The 19,443-nt window shown below is 70.6% G+C and carries 17 protein-coding genes; 9 read left to right on the top strand and 8 right to left on the bottom strand.

Going from position 1 to position 19,443, the window contains the following annotated elements:
- The first annotated feature begins 20 nt into the window (after positions 1 to 20).
- The 3 genes from ACYVO7_RS22165 to ACYVO7_RS22175 are packed head-to-tail and all read left to right on the top strand — an operon-like array spanning position 21 to position 2,855.
- A complete protein-coding gene (locus ACYVO7_RS22165; protein WP_406855128.1) occupies positions 21 to 896 on the top strand; it encodes a F0F1 ATP synthase subunit gamma in 876 nt (291 codons plus the stop codon).
- 48 nt (positions 897 to 944) lie between these two features.
- Positions 945 to 2,384 carry a F0F1 ATP synthase subunit beta gene (atpD, locus tag ACYVO7_RS22170; protein ID WP_460451953.1) on the top strand — a complete coding sequence of 480 codons (1,440 nt, stop codon included), beginning with the start codon at positions 945 to 947 and terminating at the stop codon, positions 2,382 to 2,384.
- A gap of 60 nt (positions 2,385 to 2,444) precedes the next feature.
- A complete protein-coding gene (locus ACYVO7_RS22175; protein ID WP_460451954.1) occupies positions 2,445 to 2,855 on the top strand; it encodes a F0F1 ATP synthase subunit epsilon in 411 nt (136 codons plus the stop codon).
- 63 nt (positions 2,856 to 2,918) lie between these two features.
- Here the strand turns inward: ACYVO7_RS22175 and ACYVO7_RS22180 are convergent, their stop codons facing one another.
- Together ACYVO7_RS22180 and putA are read right to left on the bottom strand one after the other, a co-directional pair.
- Positions 2,919 to 3,446, bottom strand: a complete 528-nt coding sequence (locus ACYVO7_RS22180) for an RNA pyrophosphohydrolase (protein WP_460451955.1) — start codon at positions 3,444 to 3,446, stop codon at positions 2,919 to 2,921.
- Between the two features lie 37 nt (positions 3,447 to 3,483).
- On the bottom strand, positions 3,484 to 6,567 hold the full coding sequence (putA, locus tag ACYVO7_RS22185) for a bifunctional proline dehydrogenase/L-glutamate gamma-semialdehyde dehydrogenase PutA (RefSeq protein ID WP_460451956.1): 3,084 nt from the start codon (positions 6,565 to 6,567) through the stop codon (positions 3,484 to 3,486).
- Positions 6,568 to 6,704: 137 nt separating this feature from the next.
- Here putA and ACYVO7_RS22190 point away from each other — a divergent pair, with 137 nt between their 5' ends.
- Positions 6,705 to 7,166 (top strand): Lrp/AsnC ligand binding domain-containing protein, encoded by a 462-nt coding sequence (locus tag ACYVO7_RS22190; protein WP_460451957.1) that lies wholly within the window; start codon positions 6,705 to 6,707, stop codon positions 7,164 to 7,166.
- Positions 7,167 to 7,176: 10 nt separating this feature from the next.
- On the opposite strand, the gene ACYVO7_RS22195 is transcribed toward ACYVO7_RS22190, so the two are convergent.
- Complete coding sequence (locus ACYVO7_RS22195) at positions 7,177 to 8,172, bottom strand: TerC family protein (RefSeq protein ID WP_460451958.1); 996 nt, start codon at positions 8,170 to 8,172, stop codon at positions 7,177 to 7,179.
- A 262-nt stretch (positions 8,173 to 8,434) separates the two neighbouring features.
- Between ACYVO7_RS22195 and ACYVO7_RS22200 the strand changes: the two genes are divergently transcribed.
- Entirely contained in the window at positions 8,435 to 9,487 is a 1,053-nt protein-coding gene (locus ACYVO7_RS22200) for an ABC transporter substrate-binding protein (protein WP_460451959.1), read from the top strand.
- A gap of 63 nt (positions 9,488 to 9,550) precedes the next feature.
- Positions 9,551 to 11,170, top strand: a complete 1,620-nt coding sequence (locus ACYVO7_RS22205; RefSeq protein WP_460452001.1) for an acyl-CoA synthetase — start codon at positions 9,551 to 9,553, stop codon at positions 11,168 to 11,170.
- Here the strand turns inward: ACYVO7_RS22205 and ACYVO7_RS22210 are convergent.
- The gene (locus tag ACYVO7_RS22210) at positions 11,167 to 12,321 is read right to left on the bottom strand and encodes a GNAT family N-acetyltransferase (RefSeq protein WP_460451960.1); all 1,155 of its coding nucleotides are present in this window, start codon (positions 12,319 to 12,321) and stop codon (positions 11,167 to 11,169) included. The genes ACYVO7_RS22205 and ACYVO7_RS22210 overlap by 4 nt on opposite strands.
- A 79-nt stretch (positions 12,322 to 12,400) precedes the next feature.
- Here ACYVO7_RS22210 and ACYVO7_RS22215 point away from each other — a divergent pair, with 79 nt between their 5' ends.
- On the top strand, positions 12,401 to 12,646 hold the full coding sequence (locus ACYVO7_RS22215; RefSeq protein ID WP_460451961.1) for a sulfurtransferase TusA family protein: 246 nt from the start codon (positions 12,401 to 12,403) through the stop codon (positions 12,644 to 12,646).
- A 5-nt stretch (positions 12,647 to 12,651) separates the two neighbouring features.
- On the opposite strand, the gene ACYVO7_RS22220 is transcribed toward ACYVO7_RS22215, so the two are convergent.
- The 3 genes from ACYVO7_RS22220 to ACYVO7_RS22230 are packed head-to-tail and all read right to left on the bottom strand — an operon-like array spanning position 12,652 to position 16,420.
- The gene (locus ACYVO7_RS22220) at positions 12,652 to 13,788 is read right to left on the bottom strand and encodes a CobW family GTP-binding protein (protein ID WP_460451962.1); all 1,137 of its coding nucleotides are present in this window, start codon (positions 13,786 to 13,788) and stop codon (positions 12,652 to 12,654) included.
- A gap of 6 nt (positions 13,789 to 13,794) precedes the next feature.
- Complete coding sequence (locus ACYVO7_RS22225) at positions 13,795 to 14,691, bottom strand: DMT family transporter (RefSeq protein WP_460451963.1); 897 nt, start codon at positions 14,689 to 14,691, stop codon at positions 13,795 to 13,797.
- Between the two features lie 46 nt (positions 14,692 to 14,737).
- Positions 14,738 to 16,420: a D-alanyl-D-alanine carboxypeptidase family protein gene (locus tag ACYVO7_RS22230; RefSeq protein ID WP_460451964.1), complete on the bottom strand. Its 1,683-nt coding sequence runs from the start codon at positions 16,418 to 16,420 to the stop codon at positions 14,738 to 14,740.
- A 275-nt stretch (positions 16,421 to 16,695) separates the two neighbouring features.
- Between ACYVO7_RS22230 and ACYVO7_RS22235 the strand changes: the two genes are divergently transcribed.
- Positions 16,696 to 17,595 (top strand): DMT family transporter, encoded by a 900-nt coding sequence (locus ACYVO7_RS22235; RefSeq protein WP_460451965.1) that lies wholly within the window; start codon positions 16,696 to 16,698, stop codon positions 17,593 to 17,595.
- 33 nt (positions 17,596 to 17,628) lie between these two features.
- On the opposite strand, the gene ACYVO7_RS22240 is transcribed toward ACYVO7_RS22235, so the two are convergent.
- Entirely contained in the window at positions 17,629 to 18,072 is a 444-nt protein-coding gene (locus ACYVO7_RS22240) for a hypothetical protein (RefSeq protein ID WP_460451966.1), read from the bottom strand.
- A gap of 184 nt (positions 18,073 to 18,256) precedes the next feature.
- Here ACYVO7_RS22240 and ACYVO7_RS22245 point away from each other — a divergent pair, with 184 nt between their 5' ends.
- Positions 18,257 to 19,423 carry an acetyl-CoA acetyltransferase gene (locus tag ACYVO7_RS22245; RefSeq protein WP_460451967.1) on the top strand — a complete coding sequence of 389 codons (1,167 nt, stop codon included), beginning with the start codon at positions 18,257 to 18,259 and terminating at the stop codon, positions 19,421 to 19,423.
- The last annotated feature ends 20 nt before the right edge of the window (positions 19,424 to 19,443 follow it).

Consider the following 19,443-nt stretch of genomic DNA (forward strand, 5'->3'; position numbering starts at 1 on the left):
AACGCGAGGAAGGGCGGACCATGGCGTCGCTGAAGGACCTGCGCAATCGCATCGCCTCCGTGAAGGCGACGCAGAAGATCACCAAGGCCATGCAGATGGTCGCGGCGGCCAAGCTCCGCCGCGCCCAGACGTCGGCCGAGGCCGCGCGCCCCTTCGCGGAGCGCATGTCCGCCGTTCTGGCCAATGTGGCGGCGGGCGTGTCCGGCAGCGGCGCTCCGGCGCTCCTGGCGGGCACCGGCCGCGACGACGTGCACCTGCTCGTCGTCTGCACCGGCGAGCGCGGGCTCGCCGGCGCGTTCAACTCCTCCATCGCGCGGCTTGCGCGCGAGCGGATCCTGTCGCTCCAGGCGCAGGGCAAGACGGTCAAGATCCTCTGCGTCGGCAAGAAGGGCTACGACATCCTTCGCCGCCAGTTCGCCAAGCAGATCATCGACTTCGTCGACCTGCGCGCGGTTCGCACGCTGGGCTACGAGCACGCCGACATGATCGGCAAGAAGGTGATCGAGCTGTTCGAGGCGGGCGAATTCGACGTCGCGACGATCTTCTTCTCGCGCTTCCAGTCGGTGATCGCCCAGGTCCCGACCGCGCAGCAGATCATCCCGGCCGAGATCCAGGCCCAGGCGCCGGGCTCGGCCTCGCTGGCGGCCTACGAATACGAGCCGGAAGAGAGCCAGATCCTGGCGACCCTGCTGCCGCAGAACATCTCCGTGCAGGTGCTGCGGGCGCTGCTGGAGAACCAGGCCTCCTTCTATGGCGCGCAGATGAGCGCCATGGACAGCGCCACCCGCAACGCCGGCGAGATGATCAAGAAGCAGACGATGACCTACAACAGGACTCGTCAGGCGATGATCACCAAGGAACTCATCGAAATCATCTCGGGCGCGGAAGCGCTCTGAGCCAGACCCCGGGCGCGCGAGCGCTCGCCAGACCTAAGGACTGAAACCATGGCCACCACCTTCCAGGCAGGCGTCGCGACGGGACACGTCACCCAGGTGATCGGCGCGGTCGTCGACGTCCAGTTCGACGGACATCTGCCCGAGATCCTGAACGCGCTCGAGACCACCAACAACGGCAGCCGCCTCGTGCTCGAGGTCGCGCAGCATCTCGGCGAATCCTCGGTGCGCTGCATCTCGATGGACACCACCGAGGGCCTCGTGCGCGGCCAGCCGGTCACTGACACCGGCGCGCCGATCCAGGTCCCGGTGGGCGACGGCACGCTCGGCCGCATCATCAACGTCATCGGCGAGCCGATCGACGAGGGCGGACCGGTGGTCAACGAAGGCATGCGCCCGATCCACGCTCCGGCCCCCAGCTACGCCGAGCAGTCCACCGAGGCGCAGATCCTCGAGACGGGCATCAAGGTCGTGGACCTGCTGGCTCCCTACGCCAAGGGCGGAAAGATCGGCCTGTTCGGCGGCGCGGGCGTGGGCAAGACCGTGCTCATCCAGGAGCTGATCAACAACGTCGCGAAGGCGCATGGCGGCTTCTCGGTGTTCGCCGGCGTCGGCGAGCGCACCCGCGAGGGCAACGACCTCTATCATGAGTTCATCGAGTCCGGCGTGAACAAGAAGGGCGGCGGCGAAGGCTCCAAGTGCGCCCTCGTGTTCGGCCAGATGAACGAGCCCCCGGGCGCCCGCGCCCGCGTGGCGCTCACCGGCCTGACCATCGCGGAGAACTTCCGCGACAAGGGCCAGGACGTGCTGTTCTTCGTGGACAACATCTTCCGCTTCACGCAGGCGGGCTCCGAGGTGTCGGCGCTTCTGGGCCGCATCCCGTCGGCGGTGGGCTACCAGCCCACGCTCGCGACCGACATGGGCGCCCTGCAGGAGCGCATCACCACCACCACCAAGGGCTCGATCACGTCCGTGCAGGCCATCTACGTGCCCGCCGACGACCTGACCGACCCGGCCCCGGCCACCTCCTTCGCGCATCTCGACGCCACGACCGTGCTGTCGCGCTCGATCGCCGAGAAGGGCATCTACCCGGCCGTGGATCCGCTCGACTCCACCTCGCGCATGCTCTCGCCGCTCGTCGTCGGCGAGGACCACTACGCGGTGGCCCGCCAGGTGCAGCAGGTGCTCCAACGCTACAAGGCGCTGCAGGACATCATCGCGATCCTGGGCATGGACGAGCTGTCCGAAGAGGACAAGACCACGGTGGCGCGCGCCCGCAAGGTCGAGCGCTTCCTGTCGCAGCCCTTCTTCGTCGCCGAAGTGTTCACCGGCGCGCCCGGCAAGCTCGTGCCGCTGGCCGACACCATCAAGGGCTTCAAGGGCCTGGTGGAAGGCAAGTACGACCACCTCCCGGAGGCCGCCTTCTACATGGTCGGCACCATCGAGGAGGCGATCGAGAAGGCCCAGCGCCTGGCCGCCGAGGCCGCGTAAGCCTGAGTGAGACTCGGCGGCTCCGGCCGCCGGGTTCGCCTGACCCGGTTGGAGAATTCTATGGCCACGTTCCCGTTCGAACTCGTCTCGCCCGAGCGGCTCCTGATCTCGGCCGAGGTCGAGCAGGTCGTCGTTCCCGGCAGCGAGGGCGACTTCGGCGTGCTGAAGGACCATGCGCCGCTGATGTCGACGCTGCGCCCCGGCGTGGTGGTGGTCACCGGCCCGCAGAACAACACGCAGCGCCTCTTCGTGCGCGGCGGCTTCGCCGAAGTGTCTCCGCGCGGCCTGACCATCCTGGCCGAACAGGCCATCCCGGTCGAGGAGGTCACCGACGAGGTGATCTCGGCCGAGATCAAGGCCGCCGAAGCGGCCTTCGAGAAGGCCGGCAGCGAAGACGCGCGCCGCGCCGCCTCCGATCGGCTGGCTCAGCTAGTGGAGCTCCGCGAGACCCTGATGCATCCGGCGCACTGAACGCGCCCGCAGAGACTTGACGAAAAGGGTCGCTTCGGCGGCCCTTTTTCATGCGCTCACGCCCTAGCGGCGGCGGACCGGATACCGGGAGCCGGCCGCGAACTGCGCGAAGTCCCGGGCCACGCGTTCATAGACGGCGCGCTTGTAGGACACGACCAGCCGGGGCAGTTCGGTGAGCGGAAACCAGTCCCACGCCGTGAACTCCGGCGCGGCGCCGTTCGGCGGGTTGAGCACGTCGATGCCGCGCTCGTCGCCTTCCAGGCGCAAGGCCACCCAGCGCTGCTGCTGGCCGCGGAAGCCGGCGAGCCGGTGCGGCGGCCCCGCATAGGGCGGAAAGTCGTATCGCAGCCACTCGTGCGTGACCGCCAGCAAGGCGGTTCGGGTGACGCCGGTCTCTTCCGCCAGCTCGCGCCGCGCCGCGGCCACGATCTCCTCGCCGTCCTCCACGCCCCCCTGCGGCATCTGCCACTCGCGGCCGGGCTCCACCCGCTCGGGTCCGCTGGAGACCGAGCGGCCGGCGAAAACCAGGCCTGCCCGGCTGAAGAGGGCGATCCCGACATTCGGGCGATAGGGACGGTCGATCAGCGTCATGCGCCGATCCTAGAGCGCGGCCGTGAAGTGCGCCCGTCTATTCTCCCATCGCGATCAGGCTGGCGTTGCCGCCGGCGGCCGCGGTGTTCACCGTCACGGTCTGCTCGACGGCGAACCGCTTCAGGTAGTTGGGACCGCCGGCCTTAGGACCCGTGCCGGACAGGCCGGAGCCGCCGAAGGGCTGCGTGCCCACCACCGCGCCGATCATGTTGCGATTGACGTAGCAATTGCCGACGTCGAGGCGCGAGAGCACCTGCTCGATCGTCGTGTCGATGCGCGAATGGACGCCCAGCGTCAGGCCGTAGCCGGTCGCCTCGATGGCGTCGAGCACGGCCGGCAGGGAGCCGGCCTTCCAGCGCACGACATGCAGCACCGGCCCGAAGATCTCGTCCGTGAGGTCGGCCTGGGAGGCCAATTCGAAAACGTGCGGGGCGACGAAATAGCCCTGCTCGGGGGCGGGCGCGGCGAGATGGACGCGCGAGGCGCCCTTCTGGCGGGCGATATGCGCCTCCAGCCGCTCCTTCGCCTCCGCGTCGATCACCGGGCCGATCTGGACGCTGAGGTCGCGCGGATCGCCCAGCTTGAGCTCGCGCGCCGCTCCGACGATCATTTCGATCATCTTGTCGGCCACGTCCTCCTGCACGCAGAGGAGCCGCAGCGCCGAGCAACGCTGCCCGGCGGAGCGGAACGCCGACGTGACCACGTCGTCGGCCACCTGCTCGGGCAGGGCCGTGGCGTCCACCACCATGGCGTTGACGCCGCCCGTTTCAGCGATCAGCGGCGCGATCGGCCCGTCCTTCTCGGCCAGCATGCGGTTGATCCGGCGCGCCGTCTCGGTGCTGCCCGTGAACGCGACCCCGGCCACGTGCGGGCGCCCGACGATGCGCGCCCCGACGCGGCCGTCGCCGGCGACGAACTGGAGCGCCGTGGACGGGACCCCGGCCTCGTGCAGGATCCGGACGGCCTCATGCGCCACGAGGGGCGTCTGTTCGGCCGGCTTGGCCACGACGGCGTTCCCGGCCGCGAGCGCGGCCGAGACCTGGCCGAGGAAAATCGCGAGCGGGAAGTTCCAGGGGCTGATGCACACGAAGACGCCCCGTCCGCGATGCAGCAGCCGGTTGTCCTCGCCGGTCGGTCCCGGCATCGCCTCGCCCTCGCCGAAGATCGCCCGGGCCTGCGCCGCATAGTAGCGCAGGAAATCGACCGCCTCGCGCAGCTCCGCGACGGCGTCGTCCAGCGTCTTGCCCGCCTCGGCCTGGAGCAGGCCGAGCAGCAATCCGCGGCGGCTCTCCAGCAGGTCGGCGGCCTTGTCCAGGGCGGCGGCGCGGTCCCCCGCGGGCGTGCGTTCCCAGGCCCGGAACCCGCGGCGCGCCGCTTCCACCGCCCGGTCGGCGACGGCCTCGTCCGCCTCGGCGACCACCCCGACGACCGTGGCGCCGTCCACGGGCGACAGCACGGGCCGCGGCGGCCCCGGCTGCACGATCCCATCGATCAGGCTGGCCGCGGCCGAGGGGGCCGACGCCGCGCGGATCTCGCCCAGCAGCGCCTGCAGGCTGGCCTCGTGGCCGAGCTCGACGCCGCGCGAGTTGCGCCGTCCCGGCCCATAGAGGTCCTTCGGCAAGGGCAGGCGCGGATTGCGGGCCGCCTCGGGCCGCCCGATCACGGCGGCGGGCCGGCGCAGCAGTTGCTCCACCGGCACGTCGGCGTCGGCCGCGACGGAGACGAAGGACGAGTTGGCCCCGTTCTCCAACAGGCGGCGCACCAGATAGGCCAGCAGGTCGCGGTGTCCGCCGACCGGCGCGTAGGTGCGGCAGGCGAGGCCGGGCGTGGCCTCCATCAGGTCCTGGTAGAGCGCGTCGCCCATGCCGTGCAGGCGCTGGAACTCGAATCCGTCGACGCTTCCGGCGCGCTCCAGGATGGTCGCCACCGTCAGCGCGTTGTGGGTCGCGAATTGCGGATAGATCACGGGCCGCGCCGCCAGAAGCCGGTCGGCGCAGGCCACGTAGTTCAGGTCGGTCATCGCCTTGCGGGTGAAGACCGGATAGTCGTCCAGCCCGCGCTCCTGGGCGCGCTTCACCTCCGTGTCCCAATAGGCGCCCTTGACCAGCCGCACCATGAGCCGCCGGCCATGCGCCTTGGCGAGACCGGCGATCCAGTCGATCGCCTGAGGAGCCCGCTTCTGATAGGCCTGGATGGCGAGGCCGAACCCGTCCCAGCCGGCGAGTCCCTCGTCGGCCAGCACGGCCGCGATCACGTCGAGCGAGAGTTCGAGCCTGTCCGCCTCCTCGGCGTCGACCGTGAAATTGAGGTCGTAGCGCTTCGCCATCCGGGCGAGATCGATCACCACAGGGACCAGCTCGGCCATCACGCGGCCGCGGGACAGCGCCTCGTAGCGCGGGTGCAGGGCCGAGAGCTTCACCGAGATCCCTGGCCGGTTGGGGAGCGGCTCGTTGCCCGCCGCCTTGCCGATGGCCTCGATGGCGTCCGCATAGGACTTCGCGTAGCGCGTCGCGTCGGCCTGCGTGCGCGCGCCCTCGCCCAGCATGTCGAAGGAGTAGCGGAACAGCCGGCCCGAACCCGACCTGGCCCGCCCGAGCGCCTCGCCGATGGATTGGCCGAGCACGAAATGGCTGCCCAGGACGCGCATCGCCTGCCGGGTCGCGGTGCGCACCGCCGGGGCGCCGATGCGCTTGGCCAGGGAGCCCAGGATGCTCTCCGGCGTCTCTCCCGGCTGGATGATCCGGGCCGTGATCCCCAGAGCCCAGGACGATGCGGACACCAGCAGCGCGTCCGAATGGCTGCGGCGGTGGGTGAAGTCGCCCTGCCCGATCTTGTCCTCGATCAGCAGGTCCGCCGTGGCGGCGTCGGGCACGCGCAGCAGCGCCTCGGCGAGCACCATCAGGGCCAAGCCCTCGCGGCTGGAGAGCGAGTATTCCCGCAGAAGCTCCTCGACCCCGCCGAGGCCGCCGCTGCGCGACCGGATCGCCTCGACCAGCCGCGTCGCGGTCGCGTCGATCCTGGCCTCGCGGTTGGGCTCGAGGGTCGCGGTGGCGAGGAGGCTGCGGGCGACGGCCACGTCGTCCGGGGAGTAGGGCGCGCGAAACGGGGCGATGGCGGTCATGCGGGACTTCCTGGCGCAGACCGGAATGGACTGCGATTTGCCCACAATACATCAGGATTGACCGAGCCTAAACACACGTATGATGGACAGAATGCCATGATCACGCTACGGAAGAACGCTTTCGTAGGGAATTGCACATGGACGACCTGGACCGCCTCGACCGGAAGATCCTCACGCTGCTGCAGGAAGACGGGCGCATCACCACGGTGAACCTGGCGGACCGGATCGGCCTGTCGCCGACGGCGACCAGCGAGCGGGTGAAGCGGCTGTTCCGCGAGCGCTACGTCACCGGCTTTCGGGCGACGCTCGACCCGCAGAAGCTCGGCCGGGGCCTGCTCGTCTTCGTCGAGGTGAGCCTGGACAAGACGACGCCCGACGTGTTCGAGCGCTTCGCCGAGGCCGTCAGGCGCTCGCCCGAAGTGCTCGAATGCCACATGGTGGCGGGCGGCTTCGACTACCTGGTCAAGACGCGGGTGGCGGACATGCCCGCCTACAGGCGCTTTCTCGGCGACGTGCTCCTGTCGCTGCCGGGCGTGAAGGAAAGCCGCACCTACGCCGTCATGGAGGAGGTCAAGACGGACGGGCTCCTGCCCGTCTGAACGCGCCAGCTCACTCCGCCCCGTCCCGGACCAGGACCGGCGCGGCCCGGGTCTTCCAGAGCGACCACCCGACGCCCGCCCCCAGGATCGCGAAGGTGGCGCCCAGCGAGACGGCGGGCGGGATCTTGGCGACGCCCAGCATGTCGGCGACGACGATCTTCGACCCGATGAAGATCAGCACCGTCGCGAGGGCGTATTTCAGATAGGCGAACCGGTCGATCATGGCCGCCAGCGCGAAATACAGCGCGCGCAGCCCCAGGATGGCGAAGATGTTGGAGGTGAAGACGAGATAGACGTCCGTCGTAATCGCGAAAATGGCCGGGACCGAGTCCACCGCGAACACCACGTCGGCGACGTTCACCAGCACCAGCACCAGGAAGAGCGGCGTCATGCTGGTGACGAGCGCGCCCGTGGCCGGGTCCTTCTCCCGCACGAAGAAGCGCTCGCCCCGCAGCCGATCGGTCACGCGGAACCGCCGGCGCATGAACTTCAGCAGCGGGTTCGATTCGACGTCGTAGGCCTTGTCGGCGGCGATCAGCATCTTCACGCCGGTGGCGACCAGGAACGCGGCGAAGAGGTAAAGCACCCAGGAGAACTGCGCCACCAGCGCCGCCCCGACGCCGATCATCAGTCCGCGCAGCAGGATCACCGCCAGGATGCCCCAGAACAGCACGCGATGCTGATAGGCGCGCGGGACGCCGAAATACCCGAAGATCATCGCGATGACGAAAATGTTGTCCATCGAGAGGCTTTTCTCGATGACATATCCGGTCAAGTACTCAAGCCCGGCCTGGGGAGAGATCTGCCACCACACCCAGGCGCCGAACAGCACGCCCATCAGGATGTAGAAGCCCGAGAGCAGCAGGCTCTCGCGCACTGAGATGTCCTTGGAGCCGCGATGCAGCACCCCGAGGTCGAAGGCCAGGAGGGCGACGACGACCAGCGTGAAGGCCAGCCACATCCAGACAGGCTTGGCGAGGACCGGAAGGGTCAGGAGTTCGAGCATGACGGGCCCATGGTTGAAAGCTTCAACGATTGCGCCGACATCGCGGGAGCCTTGAACTCACGCCAGAGGGGCCCGGTCGCCGCTGCTCAGGTGGGAGGGGTTGCGGCGAAGGTCAAGGGAGGCGGGCCCCCTTCATCATTGGTTCAGTTCGCGCAGCATCGCGGCTGGACGCGGACCGCGCGAGGGCGGCATGATCGCCCGGACGCAACACCGACCTGCCGCAGCGACGGGCGTCCCGCCCGCCGCCATGGAGGCTGTCGCCATGACCCTGTCGTCCGCCGGTCGCGCAACCGGCCCCCTTCTCGTCCTGGCGGCGCTCGCCCTGCTGGCGCACGCCTGGACGCTCGCGCCTGCGGTCGCCCAGGCGCCCGTCCCGATCCGGGTGCTGCTGGACTGGCGGTTCGACGGGTCGGCCGCGCCCTTCCTGGTGGCGGAGGACAAGGGCTATTTCCGCGCCGAGGGCCTCGACGTGACCATCGAGCCCGGCGGCGGCTCGCGCGAGACCGTGGCCAAGCTGGCGGCCGGCGCGTACCAGCTCGGGGTGGGCGACGTGAACACGCTGATCCGCTACCGGGACGAGAACCCCGGAACGGACCTCACCGCCGTGCTGATGATGCAGGACGCCCCGCCTTTCGCGATCATCGGGCGCAAGAGCCGGGGCGTCACCGCGGACCCGAACAGCCTGGTCGGGAAGGTGCTGGGCGCCTCCTCGGCCGACGGGGCGGCGGCGCAGTGGCCGGTCTTCAAGGCGCTGACCCGCATCGAGCCGCGCGGCGCCCGCATCGAGATCGTCGGCCAGGCGGTGCGCGAGCCCATGCTGGCCTCCGGGGAGCTCGACGGCGTGTTCGGCTCGGCCGTCTCGACCCTGGTGACGCTGAAGAGCCGCGGCGTGCCGGCCGACGACCTGATCGTGCTGGCCATGAGCGACTACGGGCTGGAGCTGTATGGCGACGCCCTGATCGCGAATAATGGCTTCGCCGCCCAGCATCCGGCCGCCGTCCAGGGCTTCATCCGCGCCCTGGTGCGCGGCATGCAGGACGCCGTCACGGATCCCGAGGGCGCCGTTCAGGCCGTGCTGCGCCGCAATGAGCAGGCCCGGCGGGAGGTGGAGTTGGACAGGCTGCGGCTCGGGATCGCCCGCAACGTCTTCACGCCCTGGGTGAAGGAGCAGGGCTGGGGCGGCATCGACCCCGCCCGGTTCGCGCGGGCGATCGACCAGATCGGGCTGGCGTTCACCTTCAAGTCCAAGCCGAAGCCGCAGGACATCTTCACCGAAGTGTTCCTGCCTCCGCCCGCCGATCGCCAGATCGACTAGGCCTTTTCGCTGCACTGCAAAACGCGTAACGTCCGCGCCGGCTTGGCTCCAGGCGTACCGATGATGCTGTCTACTTCGCGTGATTTCGATCGGCTCAGGGCTGAATTCCGCTGGGACATCCCGGCCCGCTACAATATCGGCGTGGACGTCTGCGACCGCTGGGCCCGCTCCCAGCCGGACCGGCCGGCCATCATCGACGTCGCGCCGGGCGGCGCGTCGCGCGTCATGACGTTCGGGGCGATGCGGGACGCTTCGAACCGCCTCGCCAACCTGCTGCGCAGCCGCGGGGTCGGCCCGGGGGACCGGATCGGGATCCTGCTTCCCCAGTCCAGCGAAGTGGCCGTGTCGCATGTGGCGGCCTACAAGCTCGGCGCGATCGCGCTGCCGCTGGCCGTGCTGTTCGGCGCGGACGCCCTCGCCTACCGGCTGGCGGACGCCGGCGTCTCGACGCTGATCACCAACGCCGCCGGCCTCGCGAGGGTCGCCCCGCTGCGGGACCAGCTCCCCGGCCTTTCGCTGCTGGTCTCGATCGACGGTCCCGACGGCCCGGCTCTCGGGTTTCATGAGGCGCTGGCGCGGGAGGGCGCGGAGTTCGCGCCCCTCGACACCACGCCGGACGATCCGGCGCTGATGATCTACACGTCCGGCACGACGGGGCCGCCCAAGGGCGCCCTGCACGGCCACCGCGTGCTGCTGGGCCACCTGCCCTGCTTCCAGCTCGTGCACGAGTTCTTCCCCCAGGCCCAGGACGTCATGTGGACCCCGGCCGACTGGGCCTGGGCGGGGGGGCTGCTGAACGGGCTCCTGCCCTCCCTGCATTTCGGCGTGCCCACCGTGGCGCGCAAGTTCGAGAAGTTCGATCCGGACGAAGCCTATGCGCTCATGGCGGAGCACAAGGTCCGCAACATCTTCGTCCCGCCCACGGCGCTGCGGATGCTGCGCGCGGTGGAGAACCCGCGCCTGCGCTATCCGGGGCTGAACCTGCGCACCGTGGCCTCGGCCGGCGAGGCGCTGGGCGTGGAGACCCTGGCCTGGGGCCGCGACGCGCTCGGCCTCACCATCAACGAGGCCTATGGACAGACCGAGTGCAACCTCGTGCTGGGCTCCTGCGCCGCCATCGGGGTGGTGAAGCCGGGCTCCATCGGCAAGCCCATCCCGGGCCACGACGTCGCGGTGATTCGCCCTGACGGCTCGCGCTGCGACCCGGGCGAGCTCGGCCAGATCGCCGTGAAGCGGCCGGACCCCGTCATGTTCCTGGGCTACTGGAACCGTCCCGAGGCCACCCGGGACAAGTTCATCGGGGACTGGATGACGACCGGCGACCAGGGCGAGTGCGACGCCCAAGGCTATGTGCGTTTCGTCGGCCGCGACGACGACGTCATCACCTCCGCGGGTTATCGGATCGGCCCGACCGAGATCGAGGACTGTCTCCTGCGCCACCCCGCGGTCGCCAATGCGGCCGCGGTCGGCAAGCCGGACGCGCTGCGCACCGAGATCGTGAAGGCCTTCGTGGTGCTGAAGCCCGGGCATGCGGGCTCGCCCGGTCTCGCCGACGAGATCCAGCGCTTCGTCCGCGACCGGCTGTCGGCGCACGAATATCCGCGCGAGATCGCCTTCGTGCCGGACCTGCCCCTCACCACCACCGGCAAGGTGATCCGCCGCGAATTGCGGGCCCGCGCCTAGCGGATCAGCCGCCGCAAGGCGGACTTGGCCATGCTTCGCGCCGTCCGCTTGGCGCGCAGCATGGCGAGGAGCGCCGGGCCGGTGGGCCGCAGCTCGATCCACCAGTCCGCAATGGCGATCCGGTCGGGCCAGATCCGGTCGATCATCGGATGATCGGCGACGGCGCAGCTGTCGGTGAGCGCGACGCCGTCGGCCAGCTGCCGCCGGGCGACGTCGATGGTCAGCAGCGCGCCGGGCGAGAAGGCCGCGAAGCTTTCATCATAGGCGGTCTTCCAGTAGAGCGCGCGCCGGCGCCCGCCCAGCATGATCGCGGCCGCGACCGGCGCCGCCCCGGCGTGCAGCACGTCGATGCGGCAGGCGCCCTGCTCCGCCAGGCCGCGCGTGACGCCCCGCAGAAACTCGGACCCGCGACGGCTGGCGGCGAACGCCGTTCCGCGACGGCCCTTCCAGCCTTTCGCCTCGATCGCCATGAAAGCGTCGCAGGCGCGCTCCACCTCGGCCGGGATCTTGGCCGAGGACACCCGCAAGGCGCCTGCCTCGGCGAGCCTGCGGCGGAGCCGGCCGAACTCCTTGCGCTTCTTGGCCGACAGTCCGCGGTCCAGCAGCGCCTCGGACCCCTCCCCGCCCATCAGCGCGGCGCGCCGGTGAGGATCGAGGCGCGACAGGGGGAAATCCCGGCCGCAGGCCTCGCGGATGGCGGCCGCGGCCGCGCCTTCCTCGGCGATGAAGGGCAGCAGCAATCCGCCCGCCGCAGGGTTGCGGCGTCTGAGCCAATGCAGAATGGCCCGGAAACCGTCCCGGCCGTCGTCAGGGTCCAGCAAGGGCGAGCCCAGCACGGCCTGGTCGTGCGTCCACGCCGCCAGCGCGGGCGCGAGCCGCCCCAGGCGCGGCCCCGCAAGCGGCAGCAGCGCGACCATCCGGCCTCCGCGCCAGGCGGCCGCGAAGCGCGGACCGCCTGCGCCGGCGAGCAGGCGCGCCGCGGGGCCCGCGAAGGCGCTTTCGAAGAAGGGGTTGGGCTCGACCGCCCGGCTTGCGAGGTCGCTCCACGCCTGCGCGGCCCCCAGGGCCTCGTCGGTCCCGAGCGCGACGACGCTGAGCGCCCCGCTGTCGTCGGCGGGCGGCGGGGTCCGGGGGGCGGCGGGAGCTTGCATCGCGCCAGAATGGCCCGGAGCCGTTAAATCGCCGTTCAGGCGCTTCCTGCGCTGTGCGCCACCGTGCTAGTCAGCCGCGATGGACCACGCCTCCGCTCCGCCGCCGATGGTGCAGCTCGACCTGCGCGGCCTGAAATGCCCGCTGCCGGCGCTGCGCGCCCGCAAGGCGCTGGCGCGAGCGGCGTCCGGGAGCCTGCTGATGGTCGAGGCCACGGACCCGATGGCGGCGATCGACATCCCGCACATGGCCCGGCAGGAGGGCGCGGCCCTGCTGTCGAGCGAGCGCGACGGCGACACGCTGCGCTTCGTCCTGCGGAAGCCCTGATCGGGTCAGGCGTCGCCGCGGCTGAGCGCGAGCGGATTGTCCATCAGGGCCGCCCTGTCCGGCGTGTCGACGGCGACGACCCCGCTGAACGCGTCCCACATCCGCCGGACGAAGCTCTCGTCGAGGTCGCGGGTGATGAACACCAGCCGGGTGCGGTGATCCTGATCCGGCCAGCGCTCCAGCATCACGGGCGGATGGACGACGTGCTGCACGCCGTGGATCACCACCGGACGGCCGGGATGCTCGGCCACGTCGACAACGCCCTTCATGCGCAGCAGCTTGGCTCCGTGCGCGGAGGGCAGGAGCGTCAGGAACATGTCCAGCGCCGCCATCGGGATCGGGGTGGAGGAGGTGACGCTGAACGCCCGGATCGAGGCGTCGTGGCGGTTCACGTCGTGCGCGTCCTGGTCGCGCGGGTCATGGGCGTGGTCGTGGCCCGCATGGGCGTGGCCGTCGCGGTAGGCCTCCTCATGCAGCCAGCCCGCCACGTCGGGGATCTTCCGCGACGGATCGAACGGGCCGGAGCCCATCACGGCCGCCGCCGTGGCCTCGCCCGCCGCGGCGTCGAGCAACGGCGCCCCCGGGTTCAGCCGCGCGAGGCGACGCCGCAGCGCCGCCACGTCCGCATCGGCGCGGCCTGCGGCCAGATCCGTCTTGGTCAGCACGATCCGGTCCGCCACCGCGGCCTGCTTCACGGCCTCGGGCTGCGCGTCCAGGGCGCCGAGGCCGTTCACGGCGTCCACCAGCGTCACGACGCCGTCGAGCGCGTAGCGCGACAGCAGCGTCGGATGCGACATCAGGGCGTGCAGGATGGGGGCCGGGTCGGCCAGTCCCGTGGTCTCGATCGCGATCCTGCGGAAGGGGGCGATGCGGCCGTCGTCGCGCTTGGCGGCGAGATCCTCCAGCGTATTGACGAGGTCGCCCCGGACCGTGCAGCACAGGCACCCCGACGAGAGCAGGATCATGCCCTCGTCCCCGGTTTCGACGAACAGGTGGTCGAGGCCGATCTCGCCGAACTCATTGACGATCACCACCGTGTCGGACAGGGCGGGATCGCGCAGCAGGCGATTGAGCAGCGTCGTCTTGCCGGCGCCCAGGAAGCCGGTGATCACGGTGACGGGGATGCGGGCTTCTCTCGCCATGGGGCCTCAGGCGGTCGCGACGCGTCGGCTGCGCCGGTGGCTGGCCGCCACATTGATCATGATGGCGAGCACCACCAGCAGGCCGCCAGCATACTGGACGGGCGCAAGCCGCTCGCCAAGCACGAGCGCGGAGGTGACGGCGGCCACGACCGGCTCCAGGCAGAAGGCGAGCCCGCCCGCGACCGCGCCGACCCGGCCCAGCGCCGCCATCTGGAGGACGAAGCCGAGCACGAAGCCGCCGATGGTGAGCGTCACCGCCCAGGGCGCTGCCAGCAGGACCTCCGGGCCGCGCATTCCGCCGGTCGCCACGGCGGCCAGCATCGCGGCCGGAAGGCACACCACGTGAACCCACAGGATCTTCGGCGCGGTCGGCACGGGGCCGCAGCGCGCGGCGACGAAGAACTGGATCACGGCGGACGCGCTCGCCCCGAGGGCCAGCGCGACGCCGCGCGGGTCGAGGCTGTCGAAGGCCGGCCCCAGCACCAGCACCACGCCGACGAAGGCCAGGCACGCGACGCCCAGCAACCCGGGCGAGAGCCGCCCCCTCTCCACCAGCGGGCTGACCAGCACGATGATCACCGGATAGGTGTAGAACAGCACCGCCGCGACGGTGACCGGGATGAAGGCCACCGACGACAGGTAGCAGACGCCCACCCCGGCGCTCGTCAGCCCCAGCACGAGCAGGGACGACCAGTAGCGGCGGTCCACCCGCAGGCTCTCGCGCAGCGCCAGCCCCAGCGCGACGCTGACCAGCAGCATCACGACCACCCGATAGGTCACCAGCACCGGCCCCTGCACGCCCTCGCCGGCGGCGATGCGCGCGAAGGTGATGTTGAACCCGTAAGCCGCAGCGGCGCCGAGGGCGAGCGTGAAGCCGCCTGCGGCGGAAACGGGGGCGCTCATGCGGCGGACGGCTTTCGGGGAATGGGCCTGGAGGCGGGCGGATCGGTCAGTCCGGCGTAGCGGCTTTCTTCGGCTTGGTCGAGGCCGCTTTCACGTGAGGCTTGGCGGGAGGCTTCGCGGCGGTCCCGCCGACGGCGCCGCGATTGCCGGGCTCGAAGGTCGCCGTCTTGCGGGCGCTGGACGCCTCGGCCTTGGCGCCCGTCCGTTTGCCGCGGATGTGGACCTTCAGGGTCGCGGCGGATTGCGGCATGGGGGCGGTGGCCGCCTTGCCCTGCGTGGTCAGCGCCTTCGAGGGCTCGGCCTGGTCGTTGAGGTCGGCGGCCTTCGGTTCGGCCCTGGCCGCCGTCTGGGGCGCGCGCCGCTGGATTGCGCCGTGCTTGACGGCGTCGCGTCCCTTGGCCCCGTGGCCGATGCTGGTCGCCGCGGACGCCTTGAGCGGCGCGACATTCGCCGGATTGGTCTTGATCGGGCTTGCGGGCGCGTCGCCGGTCTCGCCCGTATAGGCCGTGGCGGTCTTGGGCGCGCCGGCCTTGGCGCCGGCCGTCCGAGGCGCCTTCTCGACGGGCTTCCTGGCGACCATCACGGGCGTGATGGCGGCGTTCGCCGCCGCCGGAGCGCTCGCCGACTTCTCCGACCGGCCGAAATAGACAGGCACGGGATCGAAGGCCATGCGCGGGCCCAGCGAGCGGGGTCCGGAGCCGCTCACGCTGCTGGGCGTGCTGACGGCGGCGGCGGCGAGCGGAGCCGTGCGGCTGTCGTCGTTCCCGCCCGGAAGCGACACGGAGGTCTGCGGCTCGGCCTCGTCCTCGGAGGCCGGGGCGCCCTTGCGGTGAACGCAGATGTCCTCGCGCATGTTGGGCGGCGTCGCCACCGAGGAGGCCGGCAGGCTCTGCAGCGTGCCGCCGCCGACGCCGAGCAGGCCGCCATAGCTGCCCGAGAAGCCCTTGTCGAGGAACTGGGCGGCCTTCAGCGTCCGGTCCGTCCCGGAGGACGCGCCCATCACCACCGCCACCAGGCGCTGCCCGTTGCGGCTCGCCACCGCGACGAGATTGAAGCCCGACGGGCAGATGAAGCCCGTCTTCATCCCTTCGATGCCCGGATAGCGGCCGACGAGGCCATTGGTGTTCTTCAGCACGCGGTTGCCGAGCTTCACGGCGCCGATGTTGAAGAAGCTGGAATATTCGGGAAATTCGAGCAGGAGCGCCCTGGCCAGCACCGCCATGTCGCGGGCGGAGGTCTGCTGCCCCTCCGCGAAGAGGCCGTTCGGATTGACGAAGTGGCTCTCCCGCATGCCGAGATTAGCCGCCTCGCGGTTCATCATCTCGGCGAAGTCCTCCACCGTGCCGCCCACGCCCTCGGCGATGACGACGGCCATGTCGTTGGCCGACTTCACCAGCAGGATCTTCATCGCGTTTTCGAGCGTGATCTCCTGCCCGGGCTTCGCGCCGCTCTTGGAGGGCGGGACCGCGGTGGCGCGCTTGGAGATGGGGATCGCGGTGTCGAGCGAGATGCGCCCCTCGCGCATCTTCTTCAGCGTGACGTAGACGGTCATCAGCTTGGTGACGGACGCCGGGTACCACGGCATCGTGGCGTCCTCGGAGAACAGCACCCGGCCCGTGTTCACGTCAGCGACCACATAGGGCGCCGCCGCCAGCGAGGCCGCCGTCCACCCCAGGAAAGCCGCCGCCGAGACGCCGACCACCGATACGCAACGCGTCACTCGTGTCATCAGATCGTTCCAGATCGCGAGCCGGCGCATTGGCGCGTCGGACAGGCCAAGGGAAAAAGCGTGCTCACGGACGAGGAGGCCGCCCGCTCGCTCTGGCGATCACGGCGGTCGCGCAGGACCACCCGATGCGGTTGCAAGTCGTACCGCGCCCCCCGCGATTTGCCTAGAGTTGCACTGAGTGCTACCCGCCGATCGTGGCCGCGATCGGGCGACGGGGGGCGGCGTCGCCGTCCCGGTCCGGTCCGGCAGGGCCGAAGCGGCGGGACGCAGCATCGATGGACTCTCTCTGGATCGCCACCACCCTGGTCGCCTCGGTGGCCCAGACCGCGCGCAACGCCATGCAGCGCAGCCTCACCGAGACGCTCGGCACGGTCGGCGCGTCGCAGGTGCGCTTCCTGTACGGCTTTCCGTTCGCGCTGCTCTTTCTGCTCGTCGTGGTGGCGATCGGCGGCGACCCGGTTCCCGCGCCCACCGGCCGCTATCTGGCGTTCGTGCTGGCCGGCGCGGTGACGCAGATCCTGGCCACCGTGCTGATGCTCGCCGCCATGAAGGAACGCTCCTTCGCGGTGACCACCGCCTATATCAAGACTGAGCCCGTCCAGGTGGCCCTGTTCGGGGTCGTGGTGCTGGGCGACCATCTCGGCCTCGGGACGGCTCTCGCCGTGCTGATCGCCACCGCGGGCGTCGTCCTCATGGCGATGAAGCCGGGCGGCGCGAAGATGAGCGCCGCGGGCCTCCGGCCCGCCGCCATGGGCATCGTGTCGGGCGCGTTCTTCGCCCTGTCGGCGATCGGCTTCCGCGGCGCGATCCTGGCGATGCCGGAGGGGTCTTTCGTGCTGCGGGCCACCAGCACGCTGGCGTGGTCGCTGGCGATCCAGACGGTGCTGCTCTTCTTCTGGCTGGGCGCGTTCGATCGACAGGCCTTGCTGAAGAGCTTCAGGGCGTGGCGCCCCTCTCTCCTGGCCGGTTTCCTGGGCGCGTTCGCGTCGCAGTTCTGGTTCCTCGGCTTCTCGCTCACCAGCGCCGCCAATGTGCGGACGCTGGCGCTGGTGGAGGTCCTCCTGGCGCAGATCGTGTCGCGCCGCCTTTTCGCGCAGCAGACCAGCGCCCGGGAGATCGTCGGCATGGGGCTGATCGTCGGCGGCGTCGCCCTGCTGCTCTGGGCGCATGGCTGACGCGGAACCCGCCCTGCGCCGGCGCCGGCCCGTTCAGTCCCGCCGGGCCGCGTTCGGCTTCTCTCCGCCGCCAGGCGCGTCGGACTTCTGCCCCCCGGTGCCGTCGGTCTCCTGGATCTTCTTCAGCTGGGTCGGATCCGAAGCGGCCGTGCTCGGCCCCTCCCGGCATTCGTCCGCATTCTCGGGCGGGGCGCCGGCCACGGAGGCGCCCGCCATGTAGGAGGGCGGGTCGCTGGCCGGGAAGGACATCTCGGACCCGGCGTCCACGAGATCCTCCTGGCGCGAGCGCTGGTCGTAGGCTTCGCAATAACGCGCGAACACCGCGTCGTTGTCGCTCGCCGACACCCGGACGCCCTGTTCGGCGAGGAAGGTGACGAGTTCGTCGCGGGTGCGCCGGGTCAGGCCCGCCTGGGCGTCGCCCAGCCCATGACGCTGCGCCTCGTCGAGGCCGCTGCGATCCGCCGTTGTGGCTGACATTGTCGTTCTCCCGGTCCGTGTTCTGTCGGCTCTCAACGCGCCCGTGATCGCGGGCGTTCCGCTCCGGCTTCGACGGGGCCATGACGGGCGGGCGCAAACCCGCATGCGGGCCTTGCGGCCGAGCGTCTTGCGAACGCCGGGCGTCGGGGCCATTCTCCCGGCGGACACGCGAGGAGCACGATCGATGACCGCTTGCATCGTGGGCTGGGCCCACACCCCGTTCGGCAAGATGGACGCCGAAACCGTCGAGAGCCTGATCGTGCGCGTCACCAACGAAGCGCTCGAGAACGCCGGGATCGAGGCCGGCGACGTCGACGAGATCGTGCTCGGCCACTACAATGCGGGCTTCTCGGCGCAGGACTTCACCGCGTCGCTCGTGCTGCAGGCGGACGACGGGCTCAGGTTCAAGCCGACGACCCGCGTGGAGAACGCCTGCGCGACCGGCTCGGCCGCCGTGCACAGCGCCCTCAAGAGCATCGCGGGCCGGCAGTCCAAGATCGTGCTGGTCGTCGGCGTCGAGCAGATGACCAGGACGCCGGGGGCCGACATCGGCAAATACCTGCTGAAGGCCAGCTACCTTCCCGAGGACGGCGACACCCCCGGCGGCTTCGCCGGCGTGTTCGGCCAGATCGCGGCCGCCTATTTCCAGCGCCACGGCGACCAGTCCGACGCGCTCGCGATGATCGCCGCCAAGAACCACAAGAACGGCGTCTCGAACCCCTATGCGCAGATGCGCAAGGACCTCGGCGTGGAGTTCTGCCGCCATCCCAGCGAGAAGAACCCCTATGTCGCCGGGCCGCTGAAGCGCACCGACTGCTCGCTCGTGTCGGACGGCGCGGCGGCGCTCGTCATCGCGGACGTGGAGACGGCGCTGAAGATGAAGCGCGCCATCGCCTTCCGGGCCGCCGCCCATGTGCAGGACTTCCTGCCGATGTCCAAGCGCGACATCCTGAAATTCGAGGGCTGCGCCGAGGCTTGGAGGCGCGCCCTGCTGCAGGCGGGCGTCACGCTGGATCATCTCTCCTTCGTGGAGACGCATGACTGCTTCACGATCGCCGAACTGATCGAGTACGAGGCCATGGGGCTCGTTCCGGAAGGCCAGGGCGCGGTGGCCATCAAGGAAGGCTGGACGCAGAAGGACGGCAAGCTGCCCGTCAACCCCTCCGGGGGCCTCAAGGCCAAGGGCCACCCGATCGGCGCCACCGGCGTCTCCATGCATGCGCTCACGGCCATGCAGCTCGCCGGCGAGGCGGGCGAGATGCAGATCCCGGCGGCCTCGCTCGGCGGCGTCTTCAACATGGGCGGCGCGGCCGTGGCCAACTACGTCAGCGTGCTCGAGCGGCTGCGCTGAAGCCGTCGGCCCGCCTCTGT

The organism is Alsobacter sp. SYSU BS001988 (genome assembly GCF_054796215.1).

What these genes read in the sequence shown, in the direction of transcription:
- ACYVO7_RS22165 (WP_406855128.1), top strand. Translation starts at nt 21, where the DNA reads ATGGCGTCGCTGAAGGACCTGCGCAATCGCATCGCCTCCGTGAAGGCG.
- atpD (WP_460451953.1), top strand. Translation starts at nt 945, where the DNA reads ATGGCCACCACCTTCCAGGCAGGCGTCGCGACGGGACACGTCACCCAG.
- ACYVO7_RS22175 (WP_460451954.1), top strand. Translation starts at nt 2,445, where the DNA reads ATGGCCACGTTCCCGTTCGAACTCGTCTCGCCCGAGCGGCTCCTGATC.
- ACYVO7_RS22180 (WP_460451955.1), bottom strand. Translation starts at nt 3,446, where the DNA reads ATGACGCTGATCGACCGTCCCTATCGCCCGAATGTCGGGATCGCCCTC.
- putA (WP_460451956.1), bottom strand. Translation starts at nt 6,567, where the DNA reads ATGACCGCCATCGCCCCGTTTCGCGCGCCCTACTCCCCGGACGACGTG.
- ACYVO7_RS22190 (WP_460451957.1), top strand. Translation starts at nt 6,705, where the DNA reads ATGGACGACCTGGACCGCCTCGACCGGAAGATCCTCACGCTGCTGCAG.
- ACYVO7_RS22195 (WP_460451958.1), bottom strand. Translation starts at nt 8,172, where the DNA reads ATGCTCGAACTCCTGACCCTTCCGGTCCTCGCCAAGCCTGTCTGGATG.
- ACYVO7_RS22200 (WP_460451959.1), top strand. Translation starts at nt 8,435, where the DNA reads ATGACCCTGTCGTCCGCCGGTCGCGCAACCGGCCCCCTTCTCGTCCTG.
- ACYVO7_RS22205 (WP_460452001.1), top strand. Translation starts at nt 9,551, where the DNA reads ATGCTGTCTACTTCGCGTGATTTCGATCGGCTCAGGGCTGAATTCCGC.
- ACYVO7_RS22210 (WP_460451960.1), bottom strand. Translation starts at nt 12,321, where the DNA reads ATGCAAGCTCCCGCCGCCCCCCGGACCCCGCCGCCCGCCGACGACAGC.
- ACYVO7_RS22215 (WP_460451961.1), top strand. Translation starts at nt 12,401, where the DNA reads ATGGACCACGCCTCCGCTCCGCCGCCGATGGTGCAGCTCGACCTGCGC.
- ACYVO7_RS22220 (WP_460451962.1), bottom strand. Translation starts at nt 13,788, where the DNA reads ATGGCGAGAGAAGCCCGCATCCCCGTCACCGTGATCACCGGCTTCCTG.
- ACYVO7_RS22225 (WP_460451963.1), bottom strand. Translation starts at nt 14,691, where the DNA reads ATGAGCGCCCCCGTTTCCGCCGCAGGCGGCTTCACGCTCGCCCTCGGC.
- ACYVO7_RS22230 (WP_460451964.1), bottom strand. Translation starts at nt 16,420, where the DNA reads ATGACACGAGTGACGCGTTGCGTATCGGTGGTCGGCGTCTCGGCGGCG.
- ACYVO7_RS22235 (WP_460451965.1), top strand. Translation starts at nt 16,696, where the DNA reads ATGGACTCTCTCTGGATCGCCACCACCCTGGTCGCCTCGGTGGCCCAG.
- ACYVO7_RS22240 (WP_460451966.1), bottom strand. Translation starts at nt 18,072, where the DNA reads ATGTCAGCCACAACGGCGGATCGCAGCGGCCTCGACGAGGCGCAGCGT.
- ACYVO7_RS22245 (WP_460451967.1), top strand. Translation starts at nt 18,257, where the DNA reads ATGACCGCTTGCATCGTGGGCTGGGCCCACACCCCGTTCGGCAAGATG.